Origin of the sequence: Vibrio comitans, assembly GCA_024346835.1 — a bacterium.
GTDB lineage: Bacteria > Pseudomonadota > Gammaproteobacteria > Enterobacterales > Vibrionaceae > Vibrio > Vibrio comitans.
In genome coordinates this window covers 1381402-1394132 of record AP024867.1, presented here as the reverse complement: position 1 = coordinate 1394132, position 12731 = coordinate 1381402, and the positions used below count along the sequence as shown (strand labels likewise).

Here is a 12731-nt window from a genome sequence, read left to right as displayed (position 1 = left end):
ATATAGTGTATCTGTGTATATGCTGTGGGTAAGGAGAAAATGTGAAACCAGTTGTGCTAAAAAGAGACGGATCTCTCGCCCCATTTACCAAGGATCGTATTGTTGCAGCAATAAAAAGCGCTGCATCTCACACAGATGAAGACTTAGCGAACTATGCCGAGGGCGTAGCTGTATCTGTTGAGCAACAACTGGTAGATAGCCAAGAAGTGGATATCCAACAAATCCAAACCCTAATCGAGAACGAACTCATGCAGGGGCCTTATAAAGGACTGGCACGTTCGTACATCGAATACCGTCATGACCGCGATATGGCTCGTGAGAAGAAGAGTGTCTTGAACCAAGAGATTCAGGGCCTAATCGAGCAGTCAAATGCTGATCTTCTTAACGAAAACGCTAACAAAGACGGTAAGGTGATCCCAACTCAGCGCGATCTCCTAGCTGGTATTGTAGCTAAACACTACGCAAAAACGCACATTTTACCTCGTGACATCGTTCAAGCACACGAAGATGGTGATATTCACTACCACGATCTTGATTATGCACCGTTTTTCCCAATGTTTAACTGCATGCTAATCGACCTTAAAGGCATGCTAACACACGGCTTTAAAATGGGTAATGCAGAGATTGATACACCTAAATCAATCTCGACAGCAACCGCGGTGACAGCTCAAATTATTGCACAGGTTGCTAGCCATATTTACGGTGGTACAACCATTAACCGTATTGATGAAGTCTTAGAGCCTTATGTAACTTGTAGCTATGAAAAACATCTTGCAGTTGCTAAAGAGTGGGATATTCACAACCCTGAAGAATTTGCACGCTCTCGTACAGAGAAAGAGTGTTACGACGCTTTTCAATCTCTAGAGTACGAGGTCAATACGTTGCATACAGCAAACGGTCAAACTCCTTTTGTTACTTTCGGCTTTGGTCTTGGCTCTACGTGGGCATCAAAGCTGATTCAAACGTCTATTTTGAAAAACCGTATTGCTGGCCTTGGTAAGAACAAAAAGACCGCGGTCTTCCCTAAATTGGTGTTCGCGATTCAAGATGGCCTAAACCACAAGCCTTCTGATCCTAACTACGATATTAAACAATTAGCTCTTGAATGTGCGTCTAAGCGCATGTACCCAGATATCTTAAACTACGACAAAGTAGTAGAAGTAACAGGTTCATTCAAAACGCCTATGGGCTGTCGTAGTTTCTTGAACGTTTACGAAGAAAACGGCGAGATGATCCATGAAGGTCGTAACAACCTAGGTGTTGTTAGCCTTAACTTGCCACGTATTGCATTGCAAGCTGGTGGCAGTGAAGAGCGATTCTATGAGTTACTAGACGAGAAACTAGTAACAGCACGTCGCGCTTTAGAAACTCGTATCACTCGACTAGAAAACGTTAAAGCTCGTGTAGCGCCAATTTTGTATATGGAAGGAGCGTGTGGTGTTCGACTAAATCCAGATGATTCAGTCGCTGAAATCTTCAAAAATGGCCGTGCATCAATTTCTCTAGGTTACATTGGTATCCACGAAACCATTAATGCATTGTTCGGTACTGAAGAGCATGTATTTGATGAGTCTCGCTTACGTGAGAAAGCGTTAAACATCGTGGCTTACCTAAAAGAGAACGTAGAGCGTTGGACAGAAGAAACAGGTTATGGCTTTAGCTTGTACGGCACGCCTAGTGAAAACTTATGTAGCCGTTTCTGCCGCGTGGATACCAAAGAATTTGGTGTGATTAAAGGCGTAACAGACAAGGGTTACTACACCAATAGTTTCCACCTAGATGTCGAAAAGAAAGTAAACCCATACGACAAGATTGATTTTGAGATGCCATACCCGCTGATTTCTACGGGTGGCTTTATTTGTTACGGTGAATTTCCGAACATGCAGCGCAATATTGAAGCGCTAGAAAATGTTTGGGATTACTCGTACAGCCGAGTTCCATATTACGGCACTAATACACCTATCGATGAGTGCTATGAGTGCGGTTATACCGGTGAGTTCGAATGTACGAGTAAGGGTTTTACCTGCCCATCTTGTGGCAATCACGATTCTTCAAAGGTGTCAGTAACACGCCGCGTGTGTGGTTACTTGGGTAGTCCTGATGCACGTCCGTTCAACTTCGGTAAACAAGAAGAAGTTAAGCGACGCGTGAAACACCTATAATTAACGAGATTGATTGGACAAAGAGTAGGGCATTGATGAATTACCATAACTATTATCCTGTAGATGTAGTGAACGGACCGGGTACGCGCTGTACCTTGTTTGTTTCTGGTTGCATTCATCAGTGCCGTGGTTGTTACAACCAATCGACATGGTCTCCAAGCTCTGGCCATCTCTATACCAAGGAGATGGAGGATCAGATTATTACTGATCTTAATGACACGAGAATTAAACGCAGAGGGTTGTCTCTTTCTGGAGGCGATCCACTATTTCCAGGCAATGTAGAGTCTGTGTTTAATTTGGTTAAGCGCGTTAAAGAGGAATGTCCAGGAAAGGATATTTGGCTTTGGACAGGTTATTTGCTGTCAGAGCTTTCCCCTGAGCAACAGCAGGTCGTTGATTTCGTCGATGTGCTAATCGATGGAAAATACGAGAAAGACTTTGCTGATGTGCGTCTAGAATGGCGTGGCAGTTCTAATCAAGTGATTCATCGTTTCGATCTAAAGTAATCCCCTTTTGAGGCGTATCTCCTGCGTCTTCACTTCTAGTTGTGTAAAAAATAATCACGAAACAGCATTGCCGTTTAATAACTGTTTCGATTTCTTTCGGCAAGTGATAACGTGAGTGTATCCAAATGAATTTCAAAGGGTTGTGACTTTCATGTTCTCCAATCTACCAACACCTCAACAGGATCCAATCCTGTCTTTATCTTTAGCTTACAGACAAGACCAACGTGATAAAAAAATCGATTTAGGTATCGGTGTTTATCGAAATAGTGACGGTGTAACACCAATCATGGAGTCGATACAAAAGGCTGAACAGATCGTTCTAAATAGTCAAGGTACCAAGGCATACGTCGGTATGGCGGGTGATGAAGAATTTAATGCTGCTGCATTAAATCTTGTTCTGCCTGATGCCGCTATCGCAGAACGCGCGATATCAGTACAAACTCCGGGGGCAAGTGGTGGCCTGCGCATGTTGGCAGAGCTTATTGCCTTCTCAAATCCGGGTGCGACTGTTTGGTTAAGTAATCCAAGTTATGTGAACCATCAACCAGTAATGGAAGCCGCTGGTCTTAAAGTGAAGCATTACCGCTACTTTGATCCAAGCACTAAGCAAGTCGATGTGAATGCCATGCTAGATGACTTAAGCAAAGCTGGTGCTAAAGACGTTGTGCTTCTTCATGGCTGTTGTCACAACCCAACGGGTGCAGATTTAACTCAAGAAGCGTGGAAACAAGTGACGTTACTTGCTCAAAAGAATGGCTTCCTGCCATTTATTGATATTGCGTACCAAGGTTTTGGTGACGGTTTAGAGCAAGATGCGTTCGGTGTTCAACATATGGCAGCTAATCTTCCTGAGTTGCTAGTGACAAGTTCTTGCTCTAAAAACTTTGGTTTGTATCGAGAGCGCACGGGTAGTGCGATCGTGGTAGCAGATCAGCAAAGCCATGCGACGAATGCGCGCGGTAAGCTATTACAGATGGCAAGATCAACTTATACTATGCCTCCTGCGCATGGCGCGTCTATAGTTAAAACTGTGTTGTTAGACAATGAGTTAAAGTCGTCTTGGATAAGCGAACTTGAACAGATGCGCTTACGACTTGTTAGCCTAAGAGAGCAGCTGTGTTTAGACCTTGTCGAGAAAACGAATTCTGATGACTTTGAGTTTATTAAACAGCACAAAGGTATGTTCAGCGTACTTGGTTTTTCCGCGCAGCAGATGACCAGACTTCGTGAAGAGTTTGCTGTGTATGGTGTGAATGATGGCCGCATCAACATTGCCGGTTTGCGGGAACAAGATTTAACCTACGTAGCATCAGCTATTGCTGCGGTTCGATAATAATAAGTAACTTAAATTAACAGGGTGGATTGGATGAAACATTGGAAAATTTTAAGTGTTGCTTTGTTTGCTGGCTCTTTGGTCGCATGTTCAAGCACACCACAAGAAAGTGGTGAAGAAGAAATAAAGTTTGAACAGCCAGTCATGGAGCAAGAGACAGAAGAAGCAGTAGAAGAAGTCATAGAAAAAGAAGAACCGGAAGCGGTTGAAGAAGAGAAAGAGGCCGAACCGGCACCAGCTCCGACCAAAACAGCGGATGGTAAACTTATTCTTGGTGAACAAGAGTGGTTGTTCTTCCCTGAATTCAAAGCAACCGTGAAAGCACGTGTTGATTCAGGTGCTACCACATCTTCTCTGTCAGCGGTTGAAGTTAAACAGTTTGAGCGTGACGGCAAAAAGTGGGTGAAATTCAAACCAGCCCACGATGGTAAGGTAGGTAAAGAGATCAGTCTACCAATCGAACGTTTTGCTCAGGTGAAGCAGTCAAACTCAGACGAAGCAGACAAACGTCCGGTTGTCGCGGTTTGGATTCAGCTTTCAGAGCTGAAGGAAAAAACAGAGTTTACTTTGGTGGACCGCTCGCACTTAGATTTTCCTGTGTTACTTGGACGTAGTTTCGTACGCGATGTCGCCATTGTTGATGTCAGCCGTAAATACGTACAACCAAAAATCACTAAATAACAGGCACTATTAGGTGCCCTTTGTCGGGCACCTATTTATTAAGAACCTTATGCCCCGTATTCTATTACCACTTTTACTGCTTTTTTCTTCATTGTCATTCGCAAGCTCAAACCAAACCGTGTATGTCTATGCAGCATCGTCTATGACGCAGGTTGTTGAAAGGCTTGCTAGTACTGCCTCAACACAAGGGATAAAAGTAAAAGGGGTTTATGGCTCGTCGTCTTCACTGGCAAGACAGATCTCTAGAGGCGCACCTGCTGATATCTTTATATCCGCCAATACACAATGGATGAGTTATTTAGAAGAGCAGATTGAAGGTGTTAAACCCTCGATTACCATTGCAGGTAACCAGCTTGTTCTAGTATCAGGAAAAGAAGGCGTCACATTGGATAAGTTAGACGAGCTGTCTAATTGGAATCAGGTACTAGATGGTCAGCGTTTAGCCATCGGTGAAACGAATACCGTGCCTGTAGGGATCTACGCAAAACAAGCCTTACAAAATCTAGATGTATGGCAGTCATTATCAAAACACACAGCGCCAATGAAAAATACTCGAGCTGTGCTTGCTATGGTGGAGAGACAACAAGTACCCGCGGGCATTGTCTATCTCACTGATGCAAACCAGTCACAGCAGGTTCATATAGTCTCGGATATACCCACAGAACTCTACGAGCCTATTCAATACCCTGCATTGTTGCTGTCTGATAAAAGTAACGCCAAGCAGGTATATAAGGCCCTTTATAGCAAAGACATGAGTCAGTATTTGCTAGAGTTAGGGTTTACCCCGTTAACTCATTAGGGAAGGTGTGATGCTCACCGAGTTAGAAATTACAGCCCTAGCACTTAGTCTGAAAGTCGCTTTGGTGGCTAGTATTGGTATTTTGCCCATTGGAATTGCGCTGGCCTGGCTATTGGCTAAGAAAGAGTTCTATGGAAAAAGCCTCATCGATGGGCTGATTCACTTGCCATTAGTTCTTCCTCCTGTGGTCATTGGGTATGTGTTGCTGATCTTGTTTGGTAAGCAAGGCCCTTTGGGCAAATGGCTCGAACATTATCTTGGACTGGACTTCTCGTTCAGCTGGAGAGGTGCTGCTTTAGCATCGGCGGTGGTTGCTCTGCCTTTAATGGTAAGGGCGATTCGACTAAGTATTTTGTCGGTTGACAGCAAGCTTGAAGACGCTGCAATGACATTAGGGGCAAATCCATGGAAGGTATTCCAGCGAGTCACGCTTCCTTTGATCATGCCAGGCGTAATTTCTGGATTTGTATTAGCCTTTGCGCGCAGCTTAGGTGAGTTTGGTGCAACCATTACTTTTGTGTCTAATATCCCCGGTGAAACGCAGACTATTCCCCTTGCTATGTTTAGCTTTCTTGAAACGCCAGGTGCTGAATTTGAAGCAATGAGACTGTGTATTTTAGCTGTGGTGATTGCACTGGTTTCGTTATTTATTAGTGAATGGATGTCTCGCCGATCTCAACAGAAATTGGGCTTAGCTGGATGACATTACTATTCTCATTTCAACATCAGTTTGATAATCAATCCTTTGATATACAGGGAAATATACCGTCTTCGGGGGTTACCGCCGTATTTGGCCGCTCCGGCAGCGGTAAATCTACTCTCCTCAACGTGTTATGCGGGCTGTTAACGCCAAAAACAGGTGAAGTTAGATTTAGAGAGTCGCGCTTGCTAGATACAAAGCGCAGTATCAATGTGCCTGTCTGGAAACGAAAAATAGCCGTTGTCTTTCAAGACGCGCGCTTGTTCCCGCATCTCTCTATCCTTGATAATCTATTTTTTGGTTCGCCTAACAAGTTACAAAATGGGCGATTTAAAGAGCTAACGACGCTGCTTGGTATCGAACATTTGTTAGATTCTAAACCAAACAAGCTCAGTGGTGGAGAAAGGCAGCGGGTAGCCATTGCACGGGCATTGTTAAGTGAGCCTGACTTACTGCTGATGGATGAACCCTTGGCGAGTCTAGATTTACCTCGTAAAAGGGAGGTGATGCAGTATCTCAATCAGTTGACAGATAAAATCGACATTCCAATCGTTTATGTAACCCATAGCCTCGAAGAGGTCATGCACTTAGCCGATTATTTACTGGTTCTAGAATCAGGAAAGGTGGCTGATTTTGGTACGGTAGAAAAAGTGTGGAATGGGGATTCCCTTAGCTTATGGCAAGAGGGCGAACAGCACAGTGCGTTGTTGACTGCCAAAGTGTCGGAAAGGCACCCCGATTATGCCATGAGAAAAATGAAGGTAGCGGGGCATACACTGTGGGTTCCAGACCAAGAGTTTAATGACAAACAGAATGAATGTATGCGCATAAGGATTGATGCAAAAGATGTATCAGTGACGCTGTCACCTGTTGTTGGTAGTTCAATTCGAAATGTGATTCCGGTTGAAGTTATTGATATTGAAGAATTAAATGATCATTCGAGCCTGTTAACTTTAGCATTGAATGAAGAGTTAGCCTTGAAATCTATACTCACTCGATGGGCTACCGAGGAGTTGAAATTGCACCAAGGCAGTAAAGTTTATGCTCAGATCAAAGGGGTGAGTTTTACACAGCAGAATCTGGCAACGCATTAACCCTGCAGTCATGCTCATTAATGAACTATTTTAAGCAATAAAAAAACTCGAGCAGACTTAACTACTCGAGTTCATTTTAAGCGATAGGTTATTAGTCTTTTAGAAAGACGCTATTGAAATCACGCTTAAGGATAGGGTCACGGCGAGCTTTCTTCATTTGCTTGACCATGTCCTTGATACAGTTGAAAAGAACTTGGTCTAACAATTGTGCTTTGTAAGCGTTAGTTTGTTCTTCTGTCATGTTTTCAGGGATGTTAAGAGTAGGGAACTCCTCTAGGAGTCCAACACCAGCAAAAGCTTGGCTAACTGAAGTTAGAGCATGAAACTGCTCAAAGTTGTCTACTACATTTTGTGCACTGGCTGGCAGTTCTTCCCACGCTTTGCGTACTTCTGCTTCACCGGCCTCATGTATAGAAACAACCATTTGGAACATTTGCTCAGGCACTTCATCAAACTCGATGACCTGACGCAATTCCGCTGATACTTCACTTAGATCGATGGTTTGATCTTCAATTATTTCTGACATAAGGGCATACCTTGTTTTAATGGTAAGGCTATCGTAAAAAGTTACCTAAAAATGTCAAACTAAAAACACGTATTGGGTGATGAATGCTCAATAAATAAGGGGTTTGAGGTCCTAGGTGTTGATTAATTGAACGTTTAGAAAATAATTTACTTTTGGCTTTTATGTTTACCTTTGAAGTGATTGAACTCGGGACGTAATATACTAGTCTGTAAAGTAATTCTCTGTATTGGTTAACGAAAACTCATTTCTGCATAGGTTAATGAATAAAGCTGCAAAGATAACCAATTTTCCAGAGTTATGGAGCAACTAAACACAATCAAATGGAGTTGATTTGAAACAGTACGCACTCATAACGTTAGTGTTGCTAGGCAGTGGGCATGTGTGTGCTAGCGATACCTTACAAAAAGTACTTGAGCAGAATTTTGCAACAGCTGTTTTGTTGAGTGATAGTGATGCGATTACATTCGGTTTTCAGGATTTTGATCCCAATCGGTTCATCACTGACAATGACAATATAGGAAGCGAAGAAGCTCTAGAGTTGCGAAAAACCATCAGTATTTACACCATTCCCTACACCTATGAACTGCCCGATCTCTCTGTTTCTAACAACAACATTCTAAAGCAAAATATTACTTTTATCGGTTCTTATTTGTCGACAAAACGCGATGTTGCCATTGGCGATGACCCTCTGGAACCACAAGATTCATCGAAAGATGAAACCTTCACTTTTGCTACAAAGTATTGGGTAAGTTACCCCCTAAATGAAAATTGGAGTATTAACACTGGTCTGGGGGCGAACTTGATGTATTTCCGAAATGACTATACCTATAGGAACAGCTTTACGCTTTTTTTAAGAGAAGCTCTGGATGGTAACGCTGTTAATACGGATGCTTGGGCGCTAACCATCAAACCAAGCGTTGAGCTTCACTATGCCCAACATAAAGAGTGGGGGCATTGGGAGGCATTTACCGAGATGAAATATTTTAACGGAGTCGGTTGGGGAGAAGCAAACGACGGCAATGTGGGTAACCCGGAAGGTTGGTATTGGATAAACGGCGTTAAAGGTTTTTATGACATTACCCATTGGGGTGGCTACGGGCAGACGTTATACAGCAGCCTTCGTCGTATTGATTTAGGTGCGGACCTTCAACAACCCCTAGGGACGACCAACTACTATGAGTGGAGTCTAGGTTGGCTTGTGTCACCGCCTTTTTGGAAAGATTATTTTGATAATGTTGGTATTGGTATCAACTTAAATTATGGCAGTACCCTAAAGGGAGGAACCATCGTACTCCTCTTTAACGAGAAATAACCCTCTCGTTTAACTCTTCTTTGTGAGTCTGTTTTATGTAGGCTTTATGTTGCATACCTGTGACTTATATCTTTCATGTATTTGTTCGGTAAGTTAACAACACTTCTAAATCAGGTACGAGTAGTATCAGCTTCAAATTATTGAGATTAATGCTCGCCTTTAAACCACGTTTAACATAGATTTAGTATCAGTAAGTCTAAGATTTATGGAGAGTTTATGGGATGGTTTAGTCGTCTGTTTGGTTCATCTGAGAGTCCAAAACAGGCAGTTGTCGAGCCAGTAGAATACAAAGGGTATTTGATCTACGCAGAGTCTATTGCAGAGGGGGGTCAATATCGTATTGCTGGTCGCATAACAACGGGTGAGGGTGACTCGCTCAAGACCCACCGCTTTATTCGTTCAGACTTGCTTGGCAGTGAAGGTGATGCCAACGAGTTGATGCTTAAGAAAGCTCAGATGTTCATCGATCAAATGGGTGAAAGCATCTTCAACAACTAATTTCAGACTAGCTAGTCTGATGAGTGCTCTGTAAGGCAATGATGTGTTGTTTTTTTACAGATATTGATGATATTTTTTCTAAATTGGTTATTCAGCTTGAAACCTTTCACTGGTGATCCAAGGAAGATTTTTTTATTTTTGTTTTTTTATTTTGTGCCAATAGTAGGGAATAGCTATGCAAATTGGTGTGCCTAGAGAAAGCCTCGCGGGTGAAACACGCGTAGCTGCAACGCCTAAAACGGTAGAGCAGCTGATAAAACTGGGATTTGACGTCTCAATAGAAGGGGAAGCAGGGGCGTTAGCCAGCTTCGACAATCAAGCGTTTGAAAGTGCAGGAGCGACAATTGTTGATCATGCTACTGTTTGGAACGCAGATCTTATTCTGAAAGTAAATGCGCCTTCTGATGAAGAAATAGCGCTTATCAAGGATGGAGCAAGCCTGATTAGCTTTGTATGGCCAGCGCAAAATCCTGAGTTGATGGAAAAGCTTTCGAGCAAGAATATCAATGTGATGGCGATGGATGCGGTTCCTCGTATTTCACGTGCTCAAGCATTAGATGCACTGAGCTCAATGGCAAACATCGCAGGTTACCGAGCTGTGGTTGAAGCTGCCCATGAATTTGGTCGTTTCTTCACTGGCCAAATTACGGCAGCGGGTAAAGTTCCGCCTGCCAAAGTCTTGGTCGCAGGTGCGGGTGTAGCAGGTCTTGCTGCTATCGGCGCTGCAGGTAGCCTTGGCGCTATCGTACGCTCATTTGATGTTCGTCCTGAAGTAAAAGAGCAAGTTGAATCTATGGGTGCAGAGTTCTTGGAAGTAGACTTCCAAGAAGATACTGGCGCTGGTGACGGCTATGCAAAAGAAATGTCAGACGAATTCAACAAGAAAGCTGAAGAGCTTTACGCTGAGCAAGCTAAAGACGTTGATATCATCATCACTACAGCTCTTATCCCGGGCCGCCCAGCACCTAAGCTAATTACCAAAGAAATGGTAGATAGCATGAAGTCGGGTAGTGTGATTGTTGACCTTGCAGCTGCGAATGGCGGTAACTGTGCTTACACCGAAGCAGACAAGGTAGTCACTACTGCAAACGGCGTTAAAGTAATAGGTTATACCGATATGGTAGGTCGCCTACCAACACAGTCTTCTCAACTTTACGGTACTAACATAGTTAACCTGCTTAAACTGCTTTGCAAAGAAAAAGATGGCAACATCGATATCGACTTTGAAGATGTAGTGCTTCGTGGTGTCACAGTTGTTAAAGAAGGTGAAGTCACTTGGCCAGCGCCACCGATTCAGGTTTCTGCACAACCCCAAGCAGCGCCTAAAGCCGCACCAGTAAAACCTGAGCCTAAAAAAGATGAACCTGTATCTCCAGTTAAGAAGCTTGCGGGCCTTGCAATTGGTTTAGGTGCATTTGCATGGGTAGCTTCGGTAGCCCCTGCTGCATTCCTTGCTCACTTCACTGTATTCGTACTGGCTTGTATCGTAGGTTACTACGTAGTTTGGAACGTAACGCACGCTTTGCACACCCCATTAATGTCTGTAACAAATGCCATCTCAGGCATCATTATTGTGGGCGCATTGCTACAAATAGGACAAGGTAATGGTGTCGTCACCTTCCTTGCATTTATTGCCGTGTTAATTGCTAGCATCAATATCTTCGGTGGCTTTACGGTCACTAAGCGTATGCTAGAAATGTTCCGTAAAGACTAAGGAGTAACAAATGTCTGCAGGATTAGTTCAAGCCGCATATATTATTGCTGCTGTGTTCTTTATTATGAGCTTGGCGGGTCTTTCTAAACAAGAAACGGCACGTTCGGGCAACTATTACGGTATTGCAGGTATGGCTATCGCCTTGCTTGCGACTATCTTTGGCCCACATTCAAGCGGTATCGCTTGGATTCTCGTCGCTATGGTTGTTGGTGGCGGTATTGGTATTCATTATGCCAAGAAAGTTGAAATGACCGAAATGCCTGAGTTGGTTGCGATCCTACACAGTTTTGTAGGTATGGCTGCGGTATTAGTTGGTTACAACAGCCTACTGGACGCGCCAGAAACGGCAACTCATGCCGAACATATGATTCACCTTGTTGAGGTGTACCTTGGCGTATTCATTGGTGCTGTAACCTTTACCGGTTCTATCGTTGCCTTTGGTAAGTTGCGTGGCATTATTTCGTCATCTCCACTGAACCTTCCACACAAGCATAAGCTAAACCTTGCTGCTATTGTGGTTTCAGCACTATTGATGAAATGGTACCTAGGTGGTGATGGTGCTCTATTCCCATTGTTCCTAATGACTCTGATTGCATTTGCGTTTGGTTACCACTTGGTAGCGTCAATCGGCGGTGCGGATATGCCAGTGGTTGTTTCAATGCTTAACTCATACTCTGGTTGGGCAGCAGCAGCGGCAGGTTTCATGCTAGCAAACGATCTTTTGATTGTTACTGGTGCGCTAGTAGGTTCGTCAGGTGCGATTCTGTCGTACATCATGTGTAAAGCAATGAACCGTTCGTTCATCAGCGTTATTGCAGGTGGCTTTGGTCAAGAAGTATCAGTATCTTCAGGTGATGAGGAGCAAGGAGAGCATCGCGAATCAACCGCTGAAGAAGTGGCTGAAATGCTTAAGAACTCTAAGTCTGTCATCATTACCCCTGGATACGGCATGGCAGTAGCTCAAGCTCAGTATCCAGTACACGAAATTACAGATAAACTTCGTGCTCAAGGTGTTGAAGTGCGCTTTGGTATCCACCCTGTAGCGGGTCGTCTACCTGGTCATATGAACGTACTACTAGCAGAAGCTAAGGTACCTTATGACATCGTATTAGAAATGGACGAAATTAATGATGATTTCACTGAAACTGATACGGTTCTTGTTATCGGCGCGAACGATACGGTAAACCCAGCAGCACTTGAAGATCCAACAAGCCCAATTGCTGGTATGCCAGTACTTGAGGTATGGAATGCACAAAACGTAGTTGTGTTTAAGCGTTCAATGAATACCGGCTACGCTGGCGTTCAAAACCCGTTGTTCTTCAAAGAAAATTCATCAATGCTGTTTGGTGATGCGAAAGACTCTTGCTTGAAGATCATTGAGCATCTTTAAGGCTATTAGTTAGCGC

At 43.6% G+C, this 12731-nt stretch carries 12 protein-coding genes; 11 read left to right on the top strand and 1 reads right to left on the bottom strand.

Annotated elements, in window-relative coordinates; translation table 11 throughout:
- Nucleotides 1-41: 41 nt before the first annotated feature.
- From nrdD to modC, 7 genes are all read left to right on the top strand, one after another.
- Entirely contained in the window at nucleotides 42-2162 is a 2121-nt protein-coding gene (gene nrdD, locus OCU46_RS19680; RefSeq protein WP_141269203.1) for an anaerobic ribonucleoside-triphosphate reductase, read from the top strand.
- Nucleotides 2163-2197: 35 nt separating this feature from the next.
- Nucleotides 2198-2668 carry an anaerobic ribonucleoside-triphosphate reductase-activating protein gene (nrdG, locus tag OCU46_RS19675; protein WP_141269205.1) on the top strand — a complete coding sequence of 157 codons (471 nt, stop codon included), beginning with the start codon at nucleotides 2198-2200 and terminating at the stop codon, nucleotides 2666-2668.
- A 151-nt stretch (nucleotides 2669-2819) separates the two neighbouring features.
- Nucleotides 2820-4001, top strand: a complete 1182-nt coding sequence (locus tag OCU46_RS19670) for an amino acid aminotransferase (RefSeq protein WP_141269207.1) — start codon at nucleotides 2820-2822, stop codon at nucleotides 3999-4001.
- 33 nt (nucleotides 4002-4034) lie between these two features.
- On the top strand, nucleotides 4035-4682 hold the full coding sequence (locus OCU46_RS19665) for an ATP-dependent zinc protease family protein (RefSeq protein WP_141269209.1): 648 nt from the start codon (nucleotides 4035-4037) through the stop codon (nucleotides 4680-4682).
- Between the two features lie 49 nt (nucleotides 4683-4731).
- Nucleotides 4732-5481: a molybdate ABC transporter substrate-binding protein gene (modA, locus tag OCU46_RS19660; protein ID WP_141269211.1), complete on the top strand. Its 750-nt coding sequence runs from the start codon at nucleotides 4732-4734 to the stop codon at nucleotides 5479-5481.
- 7 nt (nucleotides 5482-5488) lie between these two features.
- Nucleotides 5489-6184: a molybdate ABC transporter permease subunit gene (modB, locus tag OCU46_RS19655; protein ID WP_167495332.1), complete on the top strand. Its 696-nt coding sequence runs from the start codon at nucleotides 5489-5491 to the stop codon at nucleotides 6182-6184.
- Nucleotides 6181-7275: a molybdenum ABC transporter ATP-binding protein gene (gene modC / locus OCU46_RS19650; protein WP_141269215.1), complete on the top strand. Its 1095-nt coding sequence runs from the start codon at nucleotides 6181-6183 to the stop codon at nucleotides 7273-7275. Before modB ends, modC begins: the two co-directional genes overlap by 4 nt.
- A 91-nt stretch (nucleotides 7276-7366) precedes the next feature.
- Here modC and OCU46_RS19645 read toward each other — a convergent pair whose 3' ends face one another.
- A complete protein-coding gene (locus OCU46_RS19645) occupies nucleotides 7367-7801 on the bottom strand; it encodes a DUF3069 domain-containing protein (RefSeq protein WP_141269217.1) in 435 nt (144 codons plus the stop codon).
- 331 nt (nucleotides 7802-8132) lie between these two features.
- Here OCU46_RS19645 and OCU46_RS19640 point away from each other — a divergent pair, with 331 nt between their 5' ends.
- The 4 genes from OCU46_RS19640 to pntB all read left to right on the top strand — a co-directional run bounded on the left by OCU46_RS19640 (nucleotide 8133) and on the right by pntB (nucleotide 12715).
- Nucleotides 8133-9113, top strand: a complete 981-nt coding sequence (locus OCU46_RS19640; protein ID WP_141269219.1) for a Solitary outer membrane autotransporter beta-barrel domain — start codon at nucleotides 8133-8135, stop codon at nucleotides 9111-9113.
- Nucleotides 9114-9329: 216 nt separating this feature from the next.
- Complete coding sequence (locus tag OCU46_RS19635; RefSeq protein ID WP_141269221.1) at nucleotides 9330-9611, top strand: HlyU family transcriptional regulator; 282 nt, start codon at nucleotides 9330-9332, stop codon at nucleotides 9609-9611.
- Between the two features lie 175 nt (nucleotides 9612-9786).
- Nucleotides 9787-11325 carry a Re/Si-specific NAD(P)(+) transhydrogenase subunit alpha gene (gene pntA, locus OCU46_RS19630; RefSeq protein ID WP_141269223.1) on the top strand — a complete coding sequence of 513 codons (1539 nt, stop codon included), beginning with the start codon at nucleotides 9787-9789 and terminating at the stop codon, nucleotides 11323-11325.
- A 10-nt stretch (nucleotides 11326-11335) separates the two neighbouring features.
- Nucleotides 11336-12715 carry a Re/Si-specific NAD(P)(+) transhydrogenase subunit beta gene (pntB, locus tag OCU46_RS19625; RefSeq protein ID WP_141269225.1) on the top strand — a complete coding sequence of 460 codons (1380 nt, stop codon included), beginning with the start codon at nucleotides 11336-11338 and terminating at the stop codon, nucleotides 12713-12715.
- Nucleotides 12716-12731: the final 16 nt, after the last annotated feature.